Source organism: Streptomyces sp. NBC_00223 (assembly GCF_036199905.1).
GTDB lineage: Bacteria > Actinomycetota > Actinomycetes > Streptomycetales > Streptomycetaceae > Actinacidiphila.
The window spans coordinates 94,912-118,867 of the sequence record NZ_CP108109.1; the positions used below are offsets into that span (position 1 = coordinate 94,912).

The following is a 23,956-nucleotide window of genomic DNA, read 5'->3' on the forward strand; positions in this document are numbered from 1 at the left end:
GCATCGCGGCCCGTGGACGCGGGCACGCCAGGCGGGCCCGGCCGGTGTTCCGGCCGGGCCCGCGTGTGTACGGGGAAAAACCACGGGAAGCGGGGCGAAGCCGCTACCAGCGGTACCAGCGTCCCCGGCGTCCGCTGCTGTGGGTGCCGCGTGCGACAAAGCCGAGCAGCCAGACGATGAGGACGACGACCGCCACCCACCACAACACCTTCACCGCGAAACCCACGCCGAACAGGATCAGCGCGAGCAGCAGAACCAAAAGAAGTGGACCCATGTGTATCAGCCTCCTGACCTGCGCTTGCCCCCTCGCGATGCCCTCATGCACACCAGTTCGGCGGCGGAATCCGCGCTGCCGCCGGGCGCGGCCTCACGGGGGCGTGGCGGGTCCCCGCGTGGTGTGTCCGTACGGGCCCCGCGGGGCGCGGCCGAACGGGGCAAGGAGGTGCCGCGGCCCGGCGCCTCCTGAGGGAGCCGCGGGTCCGCGGCTGCGATGATCTTCGTCATGTTGCAGGTATGCCTCAACGGCGCCAGAGAGCGATCCGACTGCGAACGGCTTCCGGTGACGCCCCAGGAACTGGGCGACGCCGCCGCGGAGGCCGTCGCGGCCGGGGCCCGGGCCGTGCACATCCATCCGAAGGACGACCGGGGCGCCGACACGATGGCGCCGGTCCATGTGGACGCGGCCGTCGCGTCGGTACGGGCCTCGGCCCCCGGCATCCCGATCGGGGTGACCACCGGGGAGTGGACCGATCCCGACGCCGCGCGGCGTGCCGCTCTGGTGCGGTCCTGGTCCGTACTGCCCGACCACGCCTCGGTGAACTGGCACGAGGAGGGCGCCGAAGCGGTCGCCGACGCCCTGCTGGAGACCGGTATCGGCATCGAGGCGGGCGTGTTCTCCGGTACGGACGCGGCGCGGCGGCTGCGGGCCTGGCCGCACGCGGCGCGGGTGCTGCGGGTGCTCGCGGAGGTCACCGACACGGATCCGCGTACCGCGCCCGGTACGGCGGCGGCGCTGCTGGACGAGCTGGCGGCGCTGTACGGGCCCGGCGGCCTCGGCCGCCATCCCGTGCTGCTGCACGGCGAGGACGGCGGCGCGTGGGCGGTGCTCCGGGTCGCCGCGGCGCGCGGCCTCGACACCCGGATCGGCCTTGAGGACGCCCTCCTCCTCCCCGACGCCACCCCCGCCCCCGACAACGCCTCCCTCGTCCAGGCCGCCCTGGACATCATCACAAAGGAGTCCCCCCACTAACCGCCCTCCGGGCGGGGCAACGGCCCAGGACACGCCACCCGGCCTGAGCCGGGTCCCGGCTGCGCCGCCGGACAGCGGCAAGCAGGAGAACCGGGCCGATCCGACCGTCGTGCGTCGGGGGAGCACCGGCCGACGGCCGACCGCCTGGACGGCAGCCGACTCCCCCGTCGACGCCGTCGCCCGGACGGCGGACCGGCGGGTCTGCGGCGGTGGGTGGCGGGCCGTACCGACCCGGGACACCTGCCGGGGCCGGGTGGCAGGTGACGACGGCGTCAGGCGGGTGTAGCCCTCGGCGGGAGGCGGGCCGTGGTGGTCCAGGTCAGGAGCTGGTCCGCCGTCCAGGTGTTCACGATGCGGGCGGGCGGGATGCCCGCCCGCTCGGCGCGGGCGCAGCCGAGGATCTGCCAGTCGAGCTGCCCGGGCGCGTGCGCGTCGCTGTCGATGCTGAACAGCGCGCCCGCGTCCCGGGCGAGGGCGAGCAGCCGGCCCGGCGGGTCACGCCGCTCGGGCCGGCTGTTGATCTCCACGGCCGTGCCCGCCCGCGCGCAGGCGGCGAAGACCGCCTCCGCGTCGAAGGAGGACTCGGGCCGCCCCTTCCCGCCGATCAGCCGGTTGGTGCAGTGTCCGAGCACGTCCACCCGCGGATTGGCCACCGCCGCCAGCAGCCGCGCGGTGAAGGCGGGCGCGGCCATCCGCAGTTCGGAGTGGGCCGAGGCGACCACCAGGTCGAGCCGGTCCAGCAGGTCGTCGCGCTGGTCGAGGGAGCCGTCGGGGAGGATGTCGCACTCGATCCCGGTGAGCAGCCGGAAGGGCGCGAGCCGGTCCGCGAGTTCGGCGACGAGGTCGAGCTGGCGCAGCAGCCGGTCCGCGCTCAGCCCGCGGGCGATCTTCAGCCGCGGGCTGTGGTCGGTGAGCACGGCCCACTCGTGGCCGAGCCCCCGCGCGGCCAGCGCCATCGTCTCGACCGGACTGCCGCCGTCCGACCAGTCGGAGTGCAGATGGCAGTCGCCGCGCAGGGCGGCCCGCAGCTCCCGGCCGCCCTCGGTGAGCGGGGTGCGGGCCTCCTCCTCCAGATCGGCCAGATACGCCGGGGTACGCCCCTCGTACGCCTCGGCGATCACCTGCCCGGTGGTGGCGCCGATGCCCTTGAGGTCGGTGAACCGGCCGGTGCGCGCCCGGCGTTCCCGGTCGGCCGGCGGCAGGGCGCCCAGCACCTCGGCCGCGTTGCGGAAGGCCCGGACCCGGTAGGTGGGGGCCTGCGCGCGTTCCAGCAGGAACGCGATCCGTTCCAGCGCCTCGATCGGTTCCATGGTCACCGCTGTTCCCGCTCGCGGGCGCCGCTAACGGGAGGGCGCCCGCGCGTCACCCGTCAGGCCGGATCACGGACCGGCCGCCGGTACGAGCGGACCGCTCAGGCCACGGGCACCTTGAGCGCGTCCCAGGTCTCCTTGCCGGGCGGCCACTTGAGGGCGCTGCCGCTCCAGCCCTTCTTGTGGGCGGTGTTGTAGGCGCGCTGCCACGCCTCGTACGACGCGACGTCGCCGGAGCCGATGACGTCCTTGTTGGCGCTGCTCTGGTAGTGGTCGCAGCCCACCGCCACCAGCCGGGCGTGCATCGAGGCGACGACCGGCGAGCGGCGCCCGACGGTGAACCAGCTCGCCCCGGGGAAGGGCACGTACCCGGGCTGGGCCGTGCCGCCCTTGGCCGCCCAGGTCCGCAGCGCGGCCTTCGTGGCGAAGTTACCGACGTTGTGGTCGACGCCGCCGGCGGTGCTGTACTGGTGGAAGCGCCAGGCGTGTTCGATCCGGGGCTTGCCGGCCGTGCCCGGGTCGGCGATCCACAGTCCGTCGCCGCAGAACGAGGTGTGGTCCCGGTTGAGCCAGAAGTCACGGTTGCAGTAGAGCAGGACCCGGTGGGTGGGCGAGGCGGCCTGGAGATGCTTGATGAAGGTGTCCTTGTCCGCGCCGCTGACGCCCGTGTCCTCCCAGTCCAGGGCCAGCAGGTCACCGGCCTTGGGGGCGGCGTTCTTGAGGAAGTAGTCGGCCTGGGCGCTCATCGAGCCCGGCCGTACGAAGTGGTAGTGGCCGACGACCAGGGAGTGCGCGCGGCCGGTGGCGACCTGCGCGGCGTGCTTGGGGTTGAGGTACGTGGTGCCTTCGGTGGTCTTGACCATCACGAAGTCCAGACCGGCCGTGGCGTAGCCGGTGTCCTGGTAGGAGGCGACGTCGATTCCCTTGACGGTCATGGTTGTCCTTTCGCGCGGGCGCGGGCGCGGGCGGCTGCCGGTGGTTCAGCGCGCGGTGCCCGCTCCGGGGATGCCGCCGGCCGCCACTGCCCGGGGGTCCCGGCGGCCGGCGGGTTCCGCGGCGCGGCGGGCGAGGGGTTCGGGGGGTGCGGCACGGTCCGGCGGAGTACGCATACCTATCCGCTGCGCAGCGTGGAGCCGCTTCGAACCTCGGGGCCGCGATTGTTTCCGGACCTGCACATTCCCCGGCCGGTCCTCGAACCGCCGTACGGTCCGATTCGGTCAGCCGTTCCCGTTCCCGTGGCTGTTGCCGTGACCGTTCCCGTTGCCGGGCCCCTGCCCGCCCCCGCGCTCGCTCTCGTCCTCGCGCCGCTTGCGGCGGAAGTGCCAGACGACCAGTGCGACGACGGCGAGCACCGCCACGGTGATCGCGGCGGCCGTTCCCGCCGTGTGCTCGACCTGCTTGTAGGCGCTGCCCGCGAAGTAGCCGAGCAGAGTGAAGCCGACGCCCCAGACCAGGCCGCCCGCGGCGTTGAAGAGCAGGAAGACCCGGTAGGGCATACGGGAGATGCCGGCCAGCGCGGGCATCAGCGCGCGGAAGAAGGCGATGAACCGGCCGAGGAAGACGGCCGTCGGCCCCCGGCGCCGGATCAGCCGCTGGGCGCGGTCGATGCGTTCGTGGTGGGCGGCCAGCGCCTTGGTCTCCAGGATGCGCGAGCCGTAGCGGCGGCCGACCTCGTATCCGACGCTGTCGCCGGCGACCGCGGCGAGGACGACCAGGGCGGCGAGCCAGTAGACCGAGATCCGGCCCTGGTTGGCGACGACCCCGCCGAGGACGACCGCCGTCTCGCCGGGCAGCACGAAGCCGAAGAAGAGGGCGTCCTCGCAGAAGACCAGCGCGGCGACGACGGCGTACACCGCGGGTCCCGAGGCCCGCGAGAGCCAGTCGGTGACGGTGTGCATCCGGGCGCCGGGCCGCTTACCGGACCGGCCGGCGGCCGCGCATCAGCCGGTAGCCGTAGAGGAGGTCGGCGGCGAACACCACGATGCCGAGGACCAGCAGATAGCCGAGGCCGGAGGCGACCGCGCCGACCAGACCGAGCACGATGGCCACGATGACCAGTGACAGGAAGAGCGTCATCGTCCAGCTTCCTCTCCGGGCCGCGGCCCGCTGGGGGCCGCGGCGGCTCGGTCGGACCGGCGGGTGGGCCGGCTCAGCGGCGGGCCAGCTGCCGCGCGCCGTCCGGGCCGGGCTTGTACGGCAGGCCGTAGTGCCGGAAAATCGCCTCCTCGTCCTCGACCGGGAGGACGTCGTCCGTTCCGATCGAGGGGGCGGACCTCACCAGCGCCTTCGTGTACGGCACGCGTACATAGCCCGGTCCCGCGGTCACGTCGCCGACCGGCACGAACACCAGCCGGTGGCGGGTGGGCAGTCCGGTACGGACCGTGACCACCGAGGGCAGGTCCGTGACGGTGTCCACATAGACCGCTTCCAGGACACCGATCTTGTGGTCCTCCGCGTCGACCACGTCGTGATCACGCCACTCGCGAAGATCAGCGGGTTGGATCATGGCCTGCCTCCTGGGAAAAGCACGGTCGGTGCCTGTACGCTCCGCCTTCCCCGGCTGCCCGGCCGTACGCGCCTCGTCTGCGGCCAGTATGCGCGGCCCGGGGCGGCCGGGCCTGTTCTCGGCCGCCGATCAGGGGGCGACGGGCCCGGGCGCGCCGCTCCCCCGCTCCCACGGAGGTCGGCGGAGGTCGGCGGAGGTCAGCGGAAGCCCACCACGTTGTGCGGCACATAGGGCTCTTCGAGGTAGGCGACCTCCTCGGCGCTCAGCTCCACGTCGAGCGAGGCCACCGCGTCGTCCAGGTGCTCCGGCTTGGTGATGCCGACGATGGGGGCGGTCACGACCGGGTTGCGGTGCAGCCAGGCCAGGGAGATCTGGCCGGCGGGCAGACCGCGCTTGGCGGCGAGTTCGGCCACCCGCTCGACCACGAAGCGGTCGTCGTCGAGGTAGAGGGTGTTGCCGAAGTCGTCGGTCTCCATCCGCGAGGTCACCACGTCCCAGGGGCGGGTCAGCCGGCCGCGGGCCAGCGGGCTCCACGGCAGGACGCCGATACCCTGGTCGGCGCAGAGCGGCAGCATCTCGCGCTCCTCCTCGCGGTAGAGGAGGTTGTAGTGGTTCTGCATGGTCGCGAAGCGGGTCCATCCGTGCCGTTCTGAGGTGTGCAGCGCCTTGGCGAACTGCCAGGCGTGCATCGAGGACGCCCCGATGTAGCGGGCCTTGCCCGCCTTGACCACGTCGTGCAGCGCTTCGAGCGTCTCCTCGATCGGGGTCTCGTTGTCCCAGCGGTGGATCTGGTAGAGGTCCACGTAGTCGACCTGGAGCCGCCGCAGGCTGTTGTCGATCTCGCTGAGGATCGCCCGGCGCGACAGGCCGCCGCCGTTGGGCCCGGGGCGCATCCGGCCGTGCACCTTGGTGGCGATGACCACGTCGTCGCGCTGGGCGAAGTCGCGCAGCGCCCGGCCGACGATCTCCTCGCTGGTGCCGTCGGAGTAGACATTGGCGGTGTCGAAGAAGTTCACCCCGGCCTCCAGCGTCCGCCGGATGAGCCCGCGGCTGGTGTCCTCGTCCAGGGTCCACGGGTGGCTGCCGCGGTCCGAGGCGCCGTAACTCATGCAGCCCAGACTGAGCGCCGAGACCTCCAGGCCGGTCGATCCCAGACGTGTGTAACGCATACGGAAGTCTCCTCGCGACGGGCGGAATATGACGGAACGTGATTGCGCTGACGAATAAGTGAAGCAGAGGCGCAGGTCCCGGGGGGTGCGGTCGGCCGTGCGGATACCCCTATTCACGCGGCGCCCGCCTTCCCCGTCCGCACAGCGGAATCCTGCGCGACCACAGAGCGACAGCAGTACGACGGCGGCGCGACCGCGGAACCAGGAGTCATCGCTGTGAATCACCCCATCCCATCCGCCAAGGCGTCGGGGACCTTCTCCCTCGGCGGCGAACTGCCCGTCACCCGGCTCGGCTTCGGCACGATGCAGCTGACCGGCCCCGGTGTCTGGGGCGACCCCGCGGACCCCGCGGAAGCGGTGCGGGTGCTGCGCCGGGCCGTGGAGTTCGGTGTCACCTTCATCGACACGGCCGACTCGTACGGGCCGGTCGTGGCCGAGCCGCTGATCAAGAAGGCGCTGCACCCGTACGCCGACGACCTGGTGATCGCCACCAAGGCGGGCCTGTCCCGCTCAGGACCGGGTGACTGGCGCCCGCTGGGGCGGCCGGAATATCTGCGGCAGCAGGCCGAGATGAGCCTGCGGCACCTCGGGCTCGACCGGATCGACCTCTTCCAGCTGCACCGGATCGACCCCAAGGTGCCGCTGGAGGAGCAGGTGGGCGAGCTGAAGCTGCTCCAGGAGGAAGGGAAGATCCGTTACATCGGTCTGTCCCAGGTGGACGTGGACCAGCTCGAACAGGCGCGTACGGTGGCCGAGATCGCCTCCGTGCAGAATCTCTACAACCTCGCGGACCGGTCCTCGGAGAAGCTGCTCGACCACTGCGCGGAGCAGGGCATCGCCTTCATTCCGTGGTTCCCGCTGGCGACCGGCGAGCTGGCCAGGCCGGGCGGCCCGCTGGACGCCGCGGCGGCGCGGCACGGCGTCGGGCCGTCCCGGCTGGCGCTGGCGTGGCTGCTGCGGCGCTCCCCGGTGATGCTGCCGATCCCCGGCACGTCCTCGACCGCGCATGTCGAGGACAACATCGCCGCGGCCGAACTGACGCTCAGCGACAAGGAGTTCGAGGCGCTGTCCGAGATCGCGGGCTGACGGCGACCGGCGCTGCCACGGGTGCCGCCACCGGTGCTGCTCGCCGTCGGGGCTAGAACGCTCCGACGGCGAGCAGCACACCGCACACCGCGAGGGCGGTGCCGATGAGCACGTTCAGCAGCCGGGTGCCGCGGTGGGGTCCGGCGCCGCCCGCCGGGGCCTCGGCCGCGGCGATCCGGCCCCGTGGGTACTGGCCACGGGCCAGTCGGCCGCTGAACAGGACGAAGAACACGCCCCACAGCGCGAGCAGAACACCCAGCGTCACCCGCATCCGGTCCTCCTCCGTCGGGCCCGCCGCCGTCCCGGCCGTACGGGCACGGGGCGGGCGGCACCGGTTCGTCTTGCCCGCGCCGCCGTACGCAAACGCCGCCCGCGAACGTCGTACGGCGCCGCCCGTACGGGAACACCGCACACGGCGAGGGTGGTTGAGCGACGGGGACGGGCAACCGGAGTCAGGGGCAGGCCGCGTCGAGGTCAGGCAGCGTCCGTGCGCGGGAAGACGTACTCGTCGAGCACCAGGCCCAGTGCGACGGCGGCGGGGATGGCGACCAGGCCGCCGATGATGCCGAGCAGCGCGCCGCCCGCGAGCACGGCGACGACGGTCACCACGGGGTGGACGTCGACCGCGAACTTCATCGCGCGCGGCATGATCAGATAGTCCTCCGCGATCCGGAAGGCCACGTAGAACAGGGCGGTGGCGACCGCGACGGGCAGCGAGACCGACAGCGCCGCGAGGCTGACCACCACTCCCCCGATGGTCGACCCGATCACCGGGATCATGTCCATCAGGGCGACGAAGAAGCCGAGCGCGGCCGGGTACGGCACACCGATGCCCTCGCACCAGACGAAGGTGGCCGCGCCCGCGATGGCCGAGGTGACGACGTTGCCGAGCATGAAGCGGCCGACCCGGCTGAGAATCTCCTCGGTGACGGTCTCCACCCTTGCCCTGCGGGTGCCGGGCACGAAGCGGTAGCAGAACCGTTTGATCGCGGGCAGCGCGGCCATCACGTACAAGGTCACGGTGATGACGACGACCGTCGAGGTCAGCGCGCTGATCACGAGCTGGCCCGCGCCCAGCACACCGCCGGCCACCTCGTAGGTGCCGCCGCCCGAGCCGAGCTGCTGCCGGGCCTTCTCGATCACGTGGTAGTGGTCCTCCATCCGGCCGAGGGTGGAGTGGTGGTCGTGCAGTTGGCGGCGCCAGCGCGGCACGGCGGCGGTGAGCGCGGCGACGGCGGCGCTGACCGGCGGGATGACCAGCGCGACCACTCCGGCGAGCAGCCCGGCGAAGCCCGCGAGCACCGCCAGGACCGACCAGCCGCGGCGCAGCCCGCGCCGGCACAGCGCGGCGACGACCGGTTCCAGGCTGACGGCGATGAAGACGGCGAGCAGCAGCAGGGTCAGGAGCTCGCCGATCCGCAGCACGGTCCGGACCAGCAGCCAGGCGAGCACGGCCCCGAGGCCGGCGCCGAAGCCGATGCCGAACCAGGAGCGGGCCGCGCTGGGCACGCTGAGTACGCGCGACCCGGACGCGGGCGGGCCGGACGCGGGCGGGCCGGACGCGGGGGCCAGGACGGGGACGGCCTCGCGAGAGGACCGGAGCGCGCGGTCGGGGTCTGGGTCGGAGCCGGCTTGGGGGCCGGCGTGGGGGCTGGCTTGGGGGGCTGGGTGCGGGCCGAGGTACGCGGTCGCGTCCGGCGCGGGGGCTTCGGGTGGGGTCTCGGGCACGGCGGTGTCTCCCTCGCGACGGTGGGCCGTACGGGCCGGAGCGCGGGGGCGCCGCCCGGAGCGCGGGGCGGGCGGCGGCGGGTCGCGTCCATCCGTACCAACGGTGACGAATCGGGCGGCGTCACGGGCCGAGTGGGCGAACGGGCCGAAGCGGCCGCCGTGCGCGGCGAGCGGCGCGTGACGTGCCGCCGTACGGCCTGACTCTCACCCTAAACTTGACCCTTATGGGGTCCTGCCGGCACCCTCGACCTGGCCTTCACCCCCGCTCCGGGCAGCGGCGCTCGTACGGGTCCGCCGTCACGCGCGGTCGTGCGGGCCGAGGCCGAACAGCTCGCGGTAGCAGGGGAATTCGCCGCCCGGGCCGTGGACGCTCTCCGCCGCGAGGACGCCGTGCAGGATCGCGCGGGTCAGTACGTCGGCGCCCGCGGCGAGAATCTCGTTGAGCGCGCCCGCCTCGATGTGCGTGCCGAACGCCGGGTCGGGCGGGGCCGGCTGCTCCGGCGGGACGAGCGGGCGCCGACCGGTGGCCATCGCGAAGACGGTGTCGCCGTCGGAGAGCAGATGCACCGGCCGTACCGCGCGGGCCAGTCCGTCGTGCGCGGTCCCGGCGAGCTTGTGCGCCTGAGCGCGGGTCAGTGCGGCGTCGGTGGCGACGACGGCGAGCGTGGTGTTGAAGGCGGGCGGTTCCGCGGGCGGCCGCCGGGCGCGGGCCACGGCTTCGGCGTCCAGCGGCGTGCCGTCCAGGCCGAATTCGTCGGCCCAGGCCGGACGGGCTCCCCACAGCGCGCCCGTGTCGGGGTCGTGGACGGAACCGGCCGCGTTCACCACGGCGAGGGCGGCCACGGTCGCGCCCGAGTCGAGTACCCAACTCGCCGTTCCCACACCGCCCTTGAGGCCGCCCGCGACAGCGCCCGCACCCGCGCCGACACATCCCTGCGGCACCGGTCCGCCCTCGGCGGCGGCCGCCGCGGCCTCGACCGCCGCGCGGCCCAGGTCCGGTCCCGGCCGCGCGCTCCACCGTCCGCCCCGCCCGAGGTCGAACAGTGCGGCGGCGGGCACCACCGGCACGACCTGGCCGGGGCCGCCGACCCGGAAGCCGCGTCCCTGCTCCTCCAGCCAGCCGACCACCCCCGACACGGCGTCGAGCCCGAACGCGCTGCCGCCGGTCAGCACGACCGCCTCGATCCGCTGGACGAGGTTGCGTGGGTCCAGCGCGTCGGTCTCCCGGGTGCCGGGGCCGCCGCCGCGTACGTCCACGGCCGTGACGGCGCCGCCCTCCGGGGCGAGCACCACGGTGACGCCGGTCAGCCAGCCGTCGCCGATCCGTTGGGCATGGCCGACCCGCAACCCGTGCACATCGGTGAGCGCGTTCGCCGCGCCCGGTCGTCCTGTTCCCGCACTCATCGGACCCGCCTCCGTCCCGGCGGGCCCGTATGACCCGCCGATCCGATCATCGTCCCTGGGCGACCGTATGCGCGGCTCCTACGGGTCCGGCGGCGTCGGCGAACCGGGTGGTACGCCCCCGGGTACGGGGGCTCAGCCCTGTTCGGTGGCGCCTCGGTGGTCCACGACCGAGTCGGGGCCGGGAGTCATGATCGTCTCGTGGCCGTCCTCCGCCCGCACGCGGTAAGGGGGCTCGCCGTCGGAGCCCAGGACCTCGACGATCTCCACGACGTGATCGTTCTGGCCCACGACACGGCCGTGGACCACCAGACGGTCTCCCTTGCTGGCGCGCATTCCACCGATTCCTTTCGCTGGGGGAACAAGACTGACGTCACCGACCTAACCAGAACGTCACGCCCAAAGCGGACGCACAACGCCATCGGACACGATCAGCTGACAGACAGTCACCCATTCACGCCCGGCGGCCACGACGAATCGTGGCGCGGCGGGAGGGCGCGGCGGTACGCAGCCGGTGGGCGGTGGCGTTGAGTGGACGGCTCGGCGGCGAGCAGAAGTTCGGCCCCGTCCACGGGAACCCGGGCAGGACGTCCCAGCGAGCCGACCCCGCCCAGATCACGCTCATCCCGTACTGCCGTCGTCACGCTCGGCCAGAGCGGCCCCCAGGTTGTCGCGGACCAACTCCACGAGCGGATGATCTTTGCTCAGCACACGCTCGCAGTCGGCGAGAGTCTGTTCGTACAGCGGGATGGCCCGACCCAAATCCCCCGCCGCCCGGCAAGCCCCGGCAAGGTTATTGCGGGAGCGCAGTGTGTCGGGATGGTCCCCGCCCTGCACACGGAGCCGGTCGGCGAGGACCTTCTCGTACAGCGGAATGGCCCGACCCACATCCCCCGCCACCCGGTAAGCGTAAGCGAGGTTGTTACCAGAGGTCAGCGTGTCAGGGTGGTCTTCGCCCAGCACACCTCGCAGTCAGCGAGGACCTTCTCGTACAGCGGAATGGCCCGACCCAAATCCCCCGCCGCCGGGTCTGTCCAGCACCCGGGAATCGGCGTCCGTCAGAGGCGGCCTGGTCAGCGTGCCTGCCGAGTCCGTTCACGCCCAAGGGCGAGCGCCCAAAAGGGCCGGGGTCGAGCGAGCCACCCCGGAGGCCCGGCCGACGGCAGGACGCCTGCCGACCGGGCGGCGGCCCCCGTACCCGCGCCGGGCGGATCCGGGGGCCGCCGACACGACGCGCCCCCGGGGCCCGGCGGCCAGCGGGCAGCCGCCCGGCAGCGGCCGTACGACGTCCCCCACCAGGAGCGGAACCCCCCGTGGGAAACGGATCAGTGGCCCGACGTCGCCTTGAGGCCCACGATCGCCACGATCAGCAGGACGACGAAGAAGATCCGCGCGGCGGTCGCGGGCTCGCCCAGGACGAGCATGCCGACCACGGCCGCGCCCGCCGCGCCGATGCCGACCCACACACCGTAGGCCGTACCGATCGGCAGGGACTTCACCGCCTGGGACAGCAGCAGCATGCTCGCGACAATGCCCGCGCCGGTCAGCAGACTCGGCCACAGGCGGGTGAAGCCGTCGGTGTACTTCATGCCGACCGACCACGCTACTTCGAGCAGACCGGCAACGACGATCAGGACCCATGCCATGACGGCACCTCCGTGGGGTTGTTGCTTACGGGGGTGCGTCGTCTTTTCAGGGTCCCGGTACGACGCGCTCGTCGGGTGTCCTCGACTGTAGCAAATCCGGCCGTACCCGGCAGGGAGCGGACCGGGCCGTACCCGAGGGCCAAAGACCGGAGAGATCCGATGTCAGAGCGCCGCAGAGGCCCGATCCTTCCCGAAGGCCGTGCCACAAGGATCATTCATCCGAACTCTTCATCCCTGCAAGGGGATTGGCGCGGACCTTCAGGGCGGCTACAGTCCAGGCGTCGTCCGCTGTCGTCTCACCACTGGACACCTCTCCCGTCCGACTCCCCCACCCCAGGAGACCCCCGTGCCACGACATCCGCACACCGCCCGGCGCGGCGCCGCCCTCGCGGCCGCCGCCCTCGCCGTCGGGCTGTTCGCCCCGCTCCCCGCCGCGGGTGCGTCCGCCGCCATCCCGGACGCACCCGCGGCTCCCCGTACAGCGGCGGCGGCCGCCGCCGACGGCTGGACCGGCACCTGGTCGGTGTCCCCGCAGAGCGGCGGCCCCTCGTACAGCCGGCAGACGCTCCGGCAGATCGTGCGTACCAGCATCGGCGGCACCTCGGCGCGGATACGGATCTCCAACGCGTTCGGCTCGGCGCCGCTGACCGTCTCCGACGTGCACGTGGCCCAGCGCGCCTCCGGCTCGTCGGTGACGGCCGGCACCGACCGTACGGTCACCTTCGGCGGGCAGTCGTCGGTGACCGTCGCGCCCGGGGCCTTCGCGGTCAGTGACACGGCGGCCTTCACCGTGTCCGCGCTCTCGGACGTGGCGGTGAGCTTCTACCTGCCGAACGCGACCGGCGCCGCGACCTACCACCAGCAGGGCACGCAGACCAACTACGTGGCGTCCGGCGACGTCAGCGGCAGCGCGACGCTCTCCGGCGCGGCCACGACCGGCAGTTACGCCTTCCTCACCAATCTGGACGTGCAGAACCCCGCCGCGCAGGGTTCGGTGGTCACCCTGGGCGCGTCCATCACCGACGGTGTGGCCTCGGCGCAGGACTCCAACCGCCGCTGGCCCAACGACCTCGCGCGGCGGCTGTCGGACGCCGGCCGGACGGTCGGCGTGCTCAACCAGGGCATCAGCGGCAACGACCTGCTCACCGACGGCGCCGGGCAGAGCGCGCTCAACCGCTTCGACCGGGATGTGATCGGGCAGCCGGGCGTGCGCTGGGTGATCTTCTCCGACGACCCGATCAACGACCTCGGCGGCGGCAACCCGCCGAGCGCGGCCCAACTGATCACCGGGCTCCAGCAATTGATCGGCCGGGCGCACACCGCGGGGATCTCCTTCCTGTGCTCGACGCTCACCCCCTTCCAGGGCGCGGGCTACTGGACGCAGAAGGGCGAGGACGGCCGCCAGGCGGTCAACACGTTCATCCGCGGGGCGGGCAGCGGGTGCGACGGCGTCATCGACCAGGACACCGCCACCCACGACCCGGCCGCGCCCACCCGCTACCTCCCGGCGTACGACGCGGGCGACCATCTGCACCCCAACGAGGCCGGGTTGCAGGCCATCGCGAACGCGGTGGACCTGAGCCTGCTCGGCGGTCCCGCGCAGCCGACGGCCGGCGTGATCGCGCTGCGCGCGCACGCCAACGGCAAGTACGTCACCGCCGAGAACGCGGGCGCGGCGCCGCTCATCGCCAACCGGGACGCGATCGGCGGCTGGGAGCAGTTCGACGAGCTGAGCCAGGGCAGCGGTCTGATCGCGCTGCGCTCCCACGCGAACAACCTGATCGTGACCGCCGACAACGCGGGCGCCTCGCCGCTGATCGCCAACCGGACGGGCGCCGGCGCCTGGGAGACCTTCGCGCTGGTCCACAACCCGGACGGCAGCGTCAGTCTCCGGGCGCAGATCAACGGCAAGTACGTGACCGCCGAGAACGCGGGCGCGGCGGCCCTGATCGCCAACCGGGACGCGATCGGCCCGTGGGAGGAGTTCGACCTGATCGCGCAGTAGCGCGTGTCCGTCGTGCGCTGAGGCCGGGCGGCATCCTGTCTCAGCGCACGACGGGCAGCACCAGCCGCGAGGGGCGGGCCGCGGTGTGGAGGACGGTACGGGTCGCGGGGGCGGCGCCGGCCGCCCAGCGCGGGTGGCAGCTCGCGGCCACCTGGAGGCGCAGCGCGTGGCCGGGCCGGAAGACATGCGCGGTGGACCACAGGTCGACGGTGATCTCGGCCGGACCGGAGGCGGTGGTACGGAGGATGCCGTCGGTCAGATTGCGCGAGACGCCGTCGGGGGCGACGTCGCAGAGCCGGACCACCCAGTCGGCGGGCCCGGCGGTGGCGGAGACCGCGAGGGTGACCCGGACCCGCCCGATGACTTCCAGGGGGTCGCTGAGGGGGGCACCGGTGTAGACGAGGACGTCGGGCCGTTCCTCGACGGGACGCTGGTCGGCGGGGCCCGCGGGGAAGTCGGGCGTGAGCAGCAGGGCGCCGCCAAGAGTGGGTACGGGGTCGGCGGGGTCGTGGTGGAAGACGGCGGGGGCCTCGTCGGCGGACGGGGGTTCGGGCGAGAGCGCTCCCCCGGCGCGCAGATACCAGGCGGTCCCGGCGGCGTCGGGCGGCCAGCGGTCCAGCCGACGCCAGGTGCCGGTGCCCATGACGAAGACCAGCGCCGCCGGGTCGGGCGCGGGGCCGCGTCCCAGCACGCCGTCGAGCCAGTCCAGCGCGCGCTCCCGCAGGCCCGCGCCGCCGTCGATCCGGGCGGCGTCGGCGGCCGGGCCGAAGTCGGTGTCGCCGATCCGGCGGCCCTGATCGGCGTGCGTCCAGGGTCCGACGATCAGCCCGGCGCGGTGTCCGGCCGCCCGGGCCCGGATGTGGTGGTCCAGGCTGCCCTGGAGGAAGGCGTCGTACCATCCGGCGACCGTGAGCGTCGGCGTCCGCGGCGGTGTGCGGTCGGGGTCGCGCGGGCGCAGCGGCGGTCCGCCGGGGCGGCCCGGCACGGGGAGTTCGCGCAGCACGGGCGGTGTCCAGGAGCGGTCGAGCGTGTTCTGCGCGCGGGTCAGTTCCCGCAGCGCGCGGGTCCGCCGCGCGGGCGCGTGGGCGTACCGACGGGCGAGGACGTCGTGGCCGAGGCCCAGCGTCCACTGGACGACCAGGCCGAGTTCGGGTGCCCCGCCGCGCGCGAGAAGTCCGTCGTACGGGTCGTCCCAGGTGAACTCCGGTACGGCGGCCACCAGTTCGGGTGGTCCCGCGGTGAGGGCCGCCCACTGGGCGTGGCCGAGGTAGCTGGGCCCGTACATCGCGACCCGGCCGTCGCCGCCGGGCAGCCGCGCGGCCCAGCGGACGGTGTCGTAGCCGTCGGCGTACTCGTGGACCAGCGGTTCCCAGTCGCCGTCGGAGGCGAAGCGGCCGCGGGTGTCCTGGACGACGACCAGCCAGCCGCGGCGGGCGGCGGCCGCGGGGGCGAGTCGGTCGAGGATGCCGGGGTCGCGGCGGCCGTAGGGGCAGCGGGCCAGCAGTACGGGCCAGGGTCCGGCGCCGTGCGGCGGGCGGTGGATGTCGGCGCGCAGCACCGTGCCGTCGCGCATGACGGCCTCGGCCTCGTGGACGGTCGGCGTGGCCACGGTGGTGCCTCCTGACGGGGGTGAGCCCCCGCCGTGGACAAGACGGCGGGGGCGTTCGGGGTGGCGGGCGCTCGGCCCGCCGTACGGGGGTGGTCAGTTGACGGACAGGTCGTCCACGTAGCCGCGGTAGCCGCCGGCGCCGCCCGGGTGGTCGTAGCCGATGAGGACGCGGGCGATCTGCTTGCCGGAGTTCTTGGTGGCGAGGTTGACGGTGACGTGGTTCCAGGTGTCGAGGGTCAGATGGCCGCACTGCTGGGCGGGGTGGGCCCGGTTGCCGTTCTGGTCGGTGGCGCCGGAGTCCCGCAGGGTGCTGTTGTCGGTGAAGACCAGGTCGACGGCGACGCACTCGCTCTCGGTGGAACCGGAGGGCACCCAGGGGGTGGTGGTGTGGGACTGCGGATAGATCCAGTAGCTCAGCGTCTTGGCGGAGCCGACGGCGAGCGGGGCGCCGCTGAGGTCGAAGACTTTGAGATAGGCGTGCGGGCTGGTCCCGGACGCGGACCCGGAGTACATGAGCGAGGAGCTGCCGGCGTGGGAGGTCTCGCCGGTGCGGGTTCCGGCCTGCGGGCCCGCGGAGTCGGAGTTGATGCCGGCGACACCGACGATGTTGCCGCCCGAGGTGTCGACCGTGTCGGTCCAGGTCGGCTGCGGATTGCCCGGTTCGAGACCGGTGGAGAAGCTGCTGCTGGTGGTGCCGCCGGAGAACGCCTGGAGAGGCTGGGTGAGCCGGCTCTGCACGGTCGCGTAGGACGTGCCGGGCCTGGCCAGGGTGACCGTCTCACCGGCCGAGGTGCCCAGGGTGATCTTCGTTCCCGACACGGTGCCGGCGTCGGAGCCGTTGCGGTAGACCTGGACGGCGCTGCCGGGCCAGGGGTTGGTGAAGGTGAAGTCGCCGCCCTTCTGGCTCAGCGCGCGCACGTACTGCACCGAGTTGTCGGACATGCTGCTGGAGACGAGGAAGCCGCCGTCGGCGAGGAGGTCGCCGAACTTGGCGTTGCTGCTCGACGGCCAGTCGGCGAACACCTTCACATCGTGCTGGAAGGACTGGAGCAGCATCTCGTCCAGACCGGACGTGGTGACGTTGAGGTTCTCGATGCCGCCGCCGCTGTGGTGGATGCCCAGGTTGTTGTAGCTGCTGCCGGTCGCTTCGGTGTGCAGGTTGGACAGGATCGTGGCCGGGTCGTAGCCGACCCGGGCGGCGGCCGCGTAGAAGGTGGCGGGGGCGTTTCCGCCGTGCCAGGCGGCGGTGAGCTGGCCGACGGTGTTACGGGCGGTCTGCAACAGCGTGGCACTGCTGTCCAGGCCGACCTGGCCGCCGGGGTAGACGGCCTGGATGTCGATGTCGTTGCCGTCGTTGACCCATCCCGTGCCGGTGGAGGTCTCGCGGAAGACGGTCTGGCCGTTCTGCGTCATCGTGGGCAGCGGAGCGAGGTGGGCGTTGATGTCGTTCCAGGTGGCACGGGTGCCGGAGTCCTGGCCGAGGGCGGTGGAGATGTCGGTGAGGCCCTGCATGAGCAGGTGGACGAGGCCCAGGGAGAGGATGCTGTCGGTCTGCGGATAGGCGTTGTCCTCCTGCGGCGCGTCGTTGGTGATGTGGTACGTGCCGGAGGAGTCCTTCGTCAGGTAGTTCTGCCAGAACAGGCCGACCTGCTTGAGATACGGGTAGACCTTGGCCGCGTAGGCGGTGTCATGGGTCTGCTCGTACCGCATGACCATGTTGCCCGCGAGGTTCACGGCGTTGGACTTCTGGTTGTGCAGGTTGGTGTCGGCGCTGGTGCCCTTGGGGGAGATGCCGACGGGGTAGAGCACTCCCTGGAAGCCGTTCTGCTGGGCGAGTTGCTGGCCGCGGCTCATCCAGTCCAGCACCGGCTGGTCGTAGGGGTCGGCCAGCGGGATGTGGTTGGTGGTCAGCGCGGCGTAGAAAGGCGCTTGGTAGTTGTAGTTGGTGTGGTAATCGCCGTTCCAGTTCATATTGCCGGTGATCCAGTTGCCCCACAGGCCCGGGGCGTACTTCCCCGTGCGCGAGACGGAGCCGAGCAGGTAGAGCGAGCCGTACCAGCTCTTCTCCACCGCCTTGTCGGCGATCTCGACGTAGGACTGGTTCCAGTAGTTCTGCCACCAGCCGCGGTGGGAGGCGTTGTGGTCGTCGACGTTCTGCTGGGTGAGGTTGTCGACCATCGCGTCGGCGGTGGTCTGGTAGGTCGCGGAGTCGTTGCTGCTCACGATCGCGGCGACCAGGGTGGACGTGGTGCCCGGCTGCATGGTCAGGGTGAGCTTGTTGCCGGAGATCGACTGGCTCTGCCCGATGGTGCGCGCGGCGATACGGGCGCGCGGGTCGCCGCTGCCGCCGGTGTCGGCGAACACGTCGGCGTCCAGGTCGTGGTCGCTGACGGAGACCGTCGGTGTGCCGCCGCTGCCGTTCTGCAGGGTGATGCCGATGCTCCGCGCGCTGCCACCGGTCAGCGTGAAGGACGTGACGAACATATTGGTGTTGGCGTCCACCCAGCTGGTGGTGGCGAGGGTCTGGCCGTTCAGGGTGTAGGTGCCGCGCACTTCGGCGTGCTGGATGTCCTGGACGACGTGGTACGAGGCGCCCGCCATGCCTTGGGCCGCCACGACGACGCGGCCCAGGGGGCGGATGGCGTGGGTCGTCGACGACCAGAAGTCGTTCTTGCCGATGTAGAACGTCTGGTTGTCGATCGAGCCGCCGACCGCGACGCCCACGTCGCCGTTGCCCAGCTCCGGGGCGTCGGTACTGTCGCCGCCGGTGAGGTGCGCCGGCGGCGAGGTCCATTCGCCCTGGTACTGCTGCACGATACGGGCGGCCTGGCCGGCGGTGACCGAGTCGGCCATCGCGGGCCGCGCGAACACCGTGGTCAGCGTGGCGCCGATCAGGACCGCGGCGGTCGCCGCGCTCCCGGCTCTTCTCGCGAGCAACGTGAGTCTCATGGGGCTGCTGCCTCTCTTCGGACAGTGGGGGGCCGTTGGGTCCGGTGGGGGCCGCCCGGTACGGGCCCGGTGGCCGCCCGGCTCTCCGCGGCCACGCCGCTCCCCCGCAGGCACAGACATCGGATGCCTGCGGGATGACAGCGTTGTCAGCGACTGCCCCGGGCGGAGGGCGGTGGCCCGCCGTCGCGTTGACGGACGGTCGGCGAAGGGCCAGGTGGAACGGGTCGTCACGGCGGTGCGCGGGTTGGGGGGATCGGAGGTCGGGCCCCGGCGGGGAGCCGGGTCCGCCGGGTGTTTCCCGGGGCGGCTCACCGCCGAGATAACGTTTTCCTCGGATGTCTGGGTCGTTTATAGAGGGGGGCGGCGGGGGTTGTAAAGGGGGGCGGCGGGCTTTCAGCCCGACAGGGGGATACGGGGTGGCCGGGGCCGGGGGGACGGCCGGGGCGGCCGGGGCTGGGGCGGCCCGGGGGCGGGGGTCGGGGCCGGGGGCAAGCTCGGCGTCCCGGTGGGGACGCGGCGCGCGGGGGCCAGTTGAGAGTTCGCCCCCGACGCATGAACGCCGCCGCATGCGCGGGACGCGCCCCGGCGAACGAGACGCGGGAGGAGCGGAAGCCTGGGCCCGGGCCGCACGGTTGGCGTCAGGGCCCGGCCGGCCGGGGGCCGGTTGCGGGGGCGGCCCGCGGCATCCCGGCGGGAACCCGACGCAACCCTGGCCAGGGCCAGGGCCCGGAGCCCGCGTCCGACTCAGGCCGCCGGGACGGCCAGGCCGACCCCGAGCCGGGGCCCGGCGCCGATCTCGGCCTCGCGGCCGGGCCCGGCTCCCCATTCGCCGGCGGGCACCGTCCGCCCCGGCGGGACGCCGTCGCCGGGCGCTCGGGCGGGCTCCCAGGGACCCCCCACCGCCGGGCGCGGGAGCGCACCTCGTGTCCCCCGGGAGCAGCCCGATCGGGGCGCGGACAGTCCGAAACTTTCGGATGTGTACCGGAAATTGGCTGGCGTTTCTATTGCGCAAAACCGCAGGTGGGCAATGGTGTGGCCGATTTCTGTCCATCCGCCCGGCTTTGGTGAGCACCCCCACGCCGAAAGCAGTTTCAGAAACGGCCAACCTCACAGGATTCGCGTCCCATGCCTTGTCCTGACCCAGACCCATTCCTAATCTGGGAGCGCTCCCAAGCCTGGTTCCGGCGCCTCCGCGACCCTCACCACCCGCACCGGGACTCCCCTGTCTCTTCCCGGTCACCCCCTCGCGGCGGCCTCTCCGCCAGGCCGGATCCGTGACCCCCCGACCGGCAACTCCCCCGCGAACATGGCTCCGTGCCGACCGGGCAGGGTCCGTTCCCGTCAACCGCGCGCCTTCCTTGGAGGTCCCCCCATGCGCATTCCCCGCTACCGACACCGGCCCCGATTGTGGGCCGCAGCGGTCCTGGTCGCCGTGACCGGCCTGGCCGGCCCATCCCTCGTCCCACAGGCGGGTGCCGCCGACAGACAAGGCGCCGCCACGGCGGCGGCCGCGCCCGCCGCCGCCCTGGCCGGGACGTCCGCGGTCGAGGACGACGGCGCCGACTGCGCCGTGTCCACGGGCTCGTCGCCGTCCAACTCCCTGCTTCCCGACCCCTTCAAGAAGCTGAGCGGCACGCGGATCTCCACCACGTCCGACTGGCGCTGCCGCCGGGAGGAGATCAGCAAGCTGGCGCAGCAGACCGTCTACGGGCCGAAGCCCGGGAAGCCCGGGAGCGTCACGGGCACGGTCTCGTCCACCAACATCACGGTGAACGTGTCCGACCAGGGCAAGAGCTCCAGCTTCTCGGCGAGCGTGAGCCTGCCGAGCGGCAACGGCCCCTTCCCGGCCGTCATCGTCCTGGGCGGGCTCGGCGCGGACACGGCCACCATCAAGGCCGCCGGCGCCGCGATCATCAGCTACGACCCGTACACGGTGGGCAAGGAGGGCACTGCGCGGAACAACAAGCAGGGCGCCTTCTACAGCATCTACGGTGCCCAGAGCACCACGGGCCTGCTGATGGCATGGTCCTGGGGCGTGAGCCGGATCATCGACGTCATCCAGCAGTCCGGAGGCAACATCCTCCGGCCCGACGCGACCGCCGTCACGGGATGCTCTCGGTTCGGCAAGGGCACGATCGTGGCCGGCGCGTTCGACCAGCGCATCGCGCTGACCATGCCGATCGAGTCGGGCAGCGGCGGTGTGCCGATCCTCCGCGGGATTCCCGGGGAGAACGGCGCCCAGCCCCTGAGCAGCACCTTCACGGAACAGCCGTGGCTGGGCGACGCGTTCAGCTCCTACCAGAACAACCCGAACGGTCTCCCCGTCGACACCCACGAGATCGTGGGCATGGTCGCGCCGCGCGGCCTGTTCCTCATGGAGAACCCGTCCGTGGACTGGCTGGCCGCCAAGTCGGGCAGCGTGGCCGCCCAGGGCGGCGCCGAGATCTACAAGGCGCTGGGGGTGGGCAGCAACATCACCTACTGGTCCGACGTCCAGGACGGCACGCACTGCGCGATCCGGCCCGAGTGGAAGACCCCGCTCCAGCAGAACATCCAGAAGTTCCTGCTGGGCACGGGCAACGGCTCCGGCGTGTTCAGGATCGCCCCCAGCAAGTCCGGCAACCTGGCCTCGTGGCGGGACTGGCAGACCCCGACCCTGACCAATGACGGCGACGGCACCACCGGCGGCACCACCACCGGGGGCACCACCACCGGCGGTACGACGACGGGCGGAACCACGAACGGCGGCACCACCGCCGGCACCACGTCCGGTACGACCAGCGGCACCACCAGCGGGACGTCGGCCGGCCCCACGGCAGGCACCACAGGCGGCCCGACCACAGGCGGAAGCAACACCGGCGGCACCACCGGCGGAACCGGTACGAACGGCACCTGCACCGCCACCTATCAGTCCATCAGCGTCTGGCAGGGCGGCCTCCAGGGCGAGGTGTCGGTCCGCAACAACGGCACCAGCGCGCTCAAGAGCTGGAACGTCGGCCTGACCCTGGCCTCCGGCCAGACCATCAGCAGCCTCTGGAACGGCGTGAACACCGGCACCAGCGGTTCCGTCACGGTCCGCAACGCCGACTACAACGGCGCTCTCGCGGCCAACGGCACGACCACCTTCGGCTACACCGCCACGGGCAGCTCCTCGGCTGCGCCCACCAACATCACCTGCTCCGCCACCTGACCACCCGGCATCACCCGCACGACCCGACCGTCCCGCCCCGGCGCTCCGCGCACCTGGGCGGGACCTCGGCCGTCTCCGCCCGCCACGAAGGGGCGAGCCCGTCCCTGGGACCAAGGTTTCAGCCGCCGACCCGCGCGGCGCCCTGCGGCCAGATGACATCGACCGGCAGGCCGGCCGTGCAGGCGGTTCGCGGCTCCGTACGCCTCCGTACCGCACCTCGCCCAGAGCCTCGGGCAGACGCCACCGAACCCGCGCAGCTCCCGGTTTCGCCCCGCCCGCACGGAGTTGGCGCTAGATCCCGTCCTCCGGCCGGAACTGCGTCCGCCCGATCACGGCTTCCCGGCCGGTCATCCGGGAGAGGTTGAAGAAAGCGAACCTGGCGTTCTTCACCCTGCGCGTCGCCATGCGGCGGCCCGGTTCCATTTCGACCGTGTCCTCGACATCGGGCACCCTGTTGGGGATCAGGTTGTGGTAAACGAGCAGCCACGCGAGGGTGGCCAGGAATGCCGCCATTCCGCCGCCCCAGCCCCACCTGACGGTCAGTGGGGCTCCGGTGAGACCGGAGATCCAGGCGGTCACGTGCAGCCCGGCGGGTATGATCCAGTAGAACGAGACAACTGCCAAAACAAGCGCCGCCGCTGCGATCGCGATCAGGGCAAGCCAGTAGCCGGTTCTCTTGGCCGTGCTGTTCCAGTCGTCGACCGCTTCGTCCCACACGGCGAACCCGGCGACGTAGGCGAAACTCACAAGGGTGTGGACGACCATCACCGTCCAGAACGCCAGCGCCGGGTAGACAAGCGCGCAGACCGCCAGCGCCAGAACGGTCTGCCCTGGCCGACTGGGCAAGCCGAGGTCCTCCGTCGTTGTGGACGACACCCACAGAACGAGGGCCACAGCGGACATGACAGAGGCACGGTAGACGAAGAGCCGGAAGAACTCCAGCACGACGGCGAGCGAGTTCTTGCCGGACTTGGCGGCCCGCTCGGCACTGGCCAATTGTGTCGCCCAGATCTCCTTCTGCTTCTCCATCTCTGCCCGGGCCTCGTCCAGGGCCTGTGCGTGGGCCTCGGCCACCAGGTTCCCCGGCTCTGCGGCGGCCCGCTCCGCCGCCATGGCGGCGGCGTTCGGATTGCGAGCGAGCAGGAGACCGCTTTCGAGGGTGACGACGCTGAGGGTGGGGTTCTGTCCCGCCGTCACGGCGGGAAGCCGGTCCGCCAGGTATCCGAACAGGTCGTCGACGCTGATGTGCCCGTCGAGGTCGAGGTCCGCACGTCCGGTGGTCAGCCCTTCCACAACGGTCGCGGTGAAGTAGGAGGGGCTCTGGGGATTCCGGCTCAGGGACTCCGAGGTCGGCTCGAAGCTGTACTGGAGTGATGTGGAGGAGGTGATGACGACTCGGCCTGTCCCGCCGAACACACCCCTGACGTCCACGTCCTGCTCTCCGCGACTGCGTACTCCCTTGATGAACGCCCCGCTGTAGCAGCAGTCGAGGAGGACAACGATCCTTCGGCTGCGGCTGCGCTCCATCCGGGCCGCGATGTACTGGGCGTCGACCGCCGTCGCCTCGATACGGTCCAGCTCGGTGTCGCGGGCGACGAAGTGCAGAACGTTGTTGCGGTCCTTCCGGCCGTGGCAGGAGAGATGCAGCAGCAGGAGGTCGTCAGGACCCGCCTTGTCGAAGAACTCGAAGATCTCCGTGCGCCATGTCCGCTCGGTCTGGTCCACGACCGCGGCAACCTGGAACCCGCCGATCTCGGGATCTCTCAGCACCGCGCCCAGCGCCTCCGCATCGGCGGTCGCGGCGGGCAGTTCGGAGAACCGCTGGTCGTCGTGGCGCTGGTTGGCGATGATCAGGGCCTTCTTATTCATCGCCCTGTCCCGTCGCGTCGTCGGAGAGGTGGGTGAGGAAGGCGGTGACCGCTTCCCTCCGTGCCTTGTCCGTCCCGCCGGTCAGCGTGATCCGGTGCGACCCCACCGAGATGTCGACCGTTCCGGAGTTCCGGCGGGTGAGCCAGTCCTGGGTCAGCAGGATGAGCGACCGTACGGCCGGTGCTCCGGCAAGACCGAGGATCAGGGAGCTGTAGACCTCCACCCCCGAGGACCTCGCA

At 72.3% G+C, this 23,956-nt stretch carries 21 protein-coding genes and 1 riboswitch; of the genes, 4 read left to right on the plus strand and 17 right to left on the minus strand.

Annotated elements, in window-relative coordinates:
• Positions 1 to 103 precede the first annotated feature (103 nt).
• Positions 104 to 274 (minus strand): hydrophobic protein, encoded by a 171-nt coding sequence (locus OHA30_RS00400; protein WP_328911732.1) that lies wholly within the window; start codon positions 272 to 274, stop codon positions 104 to 106.
• 228 nt (positions 275 to 502) lie between these two features.
• Between OHA30_RS00400 and OHA30_RS00405 the strand changes: the two genes are divergently transcribed.
• Positions 503 to 1,249, plus strand: coding sequence for a 3-keto-5-aminohexanoate cleavage protein (locus tag OHA30_RS00405; RefSeq protein ID WP_328911733.1), 747 nt, complete (start codon positions 503 to 505; stop codon positions 1,247 to 1,249).
• Between the two features lie 272 nt (positions 1,250 to 1,521).
• On the opposite strand, the gene OHA30_RS00410 is transcribed toward OHA30_RS00405, so the two are convergent.
• The 6 genes from OHA30_RS00410 to OHA30_RS00435 form a co-directional block, all read right to left on the minus strand.
• Positions 1,522 to 2,559: a PHP domain-containing protein gene (locus tag OHA30_RS00410; protein ID WP_328917679.1), complete on the minus strand. Its 1,038-nt coding sequence runs from the start codon at positions 2,557 to 2,559 to the stop codon at positions 1,522 to 1,524.
• A 101-nt stretch (positions 2,560 to 2,660) separates the two neighbouring features.
• Entirely contained in the window at positions 2,661 to 3,494 is an 834-nt protein-coding gene (locus OHA30_RS00415) for a GH25 family lysozyme (RefSeq protein ID WP_328911734.1), read from the minus strand.
• A 282-nt stretch (positions 3,495 to 3,776) separates the two neighbouring features.
• Positions 3,777 to 4,457, minus strand: coding sequence for a DedA family protein (locus OHA30_RS00420; protein WP_328911735.1), 681 nt, complete (start codon positions 4,455 to 4,457; stop codon positions 3,777 to 3,779).
• A 16-nt stretch (positions 4,458 to 4,473) separates the two neighbouring features.
• Positions 4,474 to 4,635: a hypothetical protein gene (locus OHA30_RS00425; protein ID WP_328911736.1), complete on the minus strand. Its 162-nt coding sequence runs from the start codon at positions 4,633 to 4,635 to the stop codon at positions 4,474 to 4,476.
• Between the two features lie 73 nt (positions 4,636 to 4,708).
• Positions 4,709 to 5,065 (minus strand): PRC-barrel domain-containing protein, encoded by a 357-nt coding sequence (locus OHA30_RS00430; RefSeq protein ID WP_328911737.1) that lies wholly within the window; start codon positions 5,063 to 5,065, stop codon positions 4,709 to 4,711.
• 197 nt (positions 5,066 to 5,262) lie between these two features.
• Positions 5,263 to 6,234 carry an aldo/keto reductase gene (locus OHA30_RS00435; RefSeq protein ID WP_328911738.1) on the minus strand — a complete coding sequence of 324 codons (972 nt, stop codon included), beginning with the start codon at positions 6,232 to 6,234 and terminating at the stop codon, positions 5,263 to 5,265.
• Between the two features lie 216 nt (positions 6,235 to 6,450).
• On the opposite strand from OHA30_RS00435, the gene OHA30_RS00440 reads away from it, so the two are divergent.
• Positions 6,451 to 7,320, plus strand: coding sequence for an aldo/keto reductase (locus OHA30_RS00440; RefSeq protein WP_328911739.1), 870 nt, complete (start codon positions 6,451 to 6,453; stop codon positions 7,318 to 7,320).
• A gap of 52 nt (positions 7,321 to 7,372) precedes the next feature.
• Here the strand turns inward: OHA30_RS00440 and OHA30_RS00445 are convergent, their stop codons facing one another.
• The 6 genes from OHA30_RS00445 to OHA30_RS00470 form a co-directional block, all read right to left on the minus strand.
• Positions 7,373 to 7,591, minus strand: coding sequence for a hypothetical protein (locus tag OHA30_RS00445; RefSeq protein WP_328911740.1), 219 nt, complete (start codon positions 7,589 to 7,591; stop codon positions 7,373 to 7,375).
• Positions 7,592 to 7,794: 203 nt separating this feature from the next.
• A complete protein-coding gene (locus OHA30_RS00450) occupies positions 7,795 to 8,829 on the minus strand; it encodes an AI-2E family transporter (protein ID WP_328911741.1) in 1,035 nt (344 codons plus the stop codon).
• 516 nt (positions 8,830 to 9,345) lie between these two features.
• Positions 9,346 to 10,452 carry a P1 family peptidase gene (locus OHA30_RS00455; RefSeq protein WP_328911742.1) on the minus strand — a complete coding sequence of 369 codons (1,107 nt, stop codon included), beginning with the start codon at positions 10,450 to 10,452 and terminating at the stop codon, positions 9,346 to 9,348.
• 132 nt (positions 10,453 to 10,584) lie between these two features.
• On the minus strand, positions 10,585 to 10,785 hold the full coding sequence (locus OHA30_RS00460; RefSeq protein WP_328911743.1) for a DUF1918 domain-containing protein: 201 nt from the start codon (positions 10,783 to 10,785) through the stop codon (positions 10,585 to 10,587).
• Between the two features lie 285 nt (positions 10,786 to 11,070).
• Entirely contained in the window at positions 11,071 to 11,412 is a 342-nt protein-coding gene (locus OHA30_RS00465; RefSeq protein ID WP_328911744.1) for a tetratricopeptide repeat protein, read from the minus strand.
• A gap of 362 nt (positions 11,413 to 11,774) precedes the next feature.
• A complete protein-coding gene (locus OHA30_RS00470; protein WP_328911745.1) occupies positions 11,775 to 12,095 on the minus strand; it encodes a DMT family transporter in 321 nt (106 codons plus the stop codon).
• Between the two features lie 32 nt (positions 12,096 to 12,127).
• Positions 12,128 to 12,193, minus strand: a riboswitch (guanidine-III (ykkC-III) riboswitch).
• Positions 12,194 to 12,441: 248 nt separating this feature from the next.
• On the opposite strand from OHA30_RS00470, the gene OHA30_RS00475 reads away from it, so the two are divergent.
• Positions 12,442 to 14,100 carry a GDSL-type esterase/lipase family protein gene (locus OHA30_RS00475; protein ID WP_328911746.1) on the plus strand — a complete coding sequence of 553 codons (1,659 nt, stop codon included), beginning with the start codon at positions 12,442 to 12,444 and terminating at the stop codon, positions 14,098 to 14,100.
• Between the two features lie 40 nt (positions 14,101 to 14,140).
• On the opposite strand, the gene OHA30_RS00480 is transcribed toward OHA30_RS00475, so the two are convergent.
• On the minus strand, positions 14,141 to 15,709 hold the full coding sequence (locus tag OHA30_RS00480) for a CocE/NonD family hydrolase (protein WP_328911747.1): 1,569 nt from the start codon (positions 15,707 to 15,709) through the stop codon (positions 14,141 to 14,143).
• Positions 15,710 to 15,802: 93 nt separating this feature from the next.
• Positions 15,803 to 18,658, minus strand: coding sequence for a glycosyl hydrolase family 95 catalytic domain-containing protein (locus OHA30_RS00485; RefSeq protein ID WP_328911748.1), 2,856 nt, complete (start codon positions 18,656 to 18,658; stop codon positions 15,803 to 15,805).
• A gap of 1,372 nt (positions 18,659 to 20,030) precedes the next feature.
• Between OHA30_RS00485 and OHA30_RS00490 the strand changes: the two genes are divergently transcribed.
• The gene (locus OHA30_RS00490; protein ID WP_328911749.1) at positions 20,031 to 21,848 is read left to right on the plus strand and encodes a glucuronyl esterase domain-containing protein; all 1,818 of its coding nucleotides are present in this window, start codon (positions 20,031 to 20,033) and stop codon (positions 21,846 to 21,848) included.
• Between the two features lie 291 nt (positions 21,849 to 22,139).
• Here the strand turns inward: OHA30_RS00490 and OHA30_RS00495 are convergent, their stop codons facing one another.
• Together OHA30_RS00495 and OHA30_RS00500 are read right to left on the minus strand one after the other, a co-directional pair.
• The gene (locus OHA30_RS00495; RefSeq protein WP_328911750.1) at positions 22,140 to 23,717 is read right to left on the minus strand and encodes a caspase family protein; all 1,578 of its coding nucleotides are present in this window, start codon (positions 23,715 to 23,717) and stop codon (positions 22,140 to 22,142) included.
• Positions 23,710 to 23,940 (minus strand): hypothetical protein, encoded by a 231-nt coding sequence (locus OHA30_RS00500; protein WP_328911751.1) that lies wholly within the window; start codon positions 23,938 to 23,940, stop codon positions 23,710 to 23,712. The genes OHA30_RS00495 and OHA30_RS00500 overlap by 8 nt, the downstream gene beginning before the upstream one ends.
• Positions 23,941 to 23,956 lie beyond the last annotated feature (16 nt).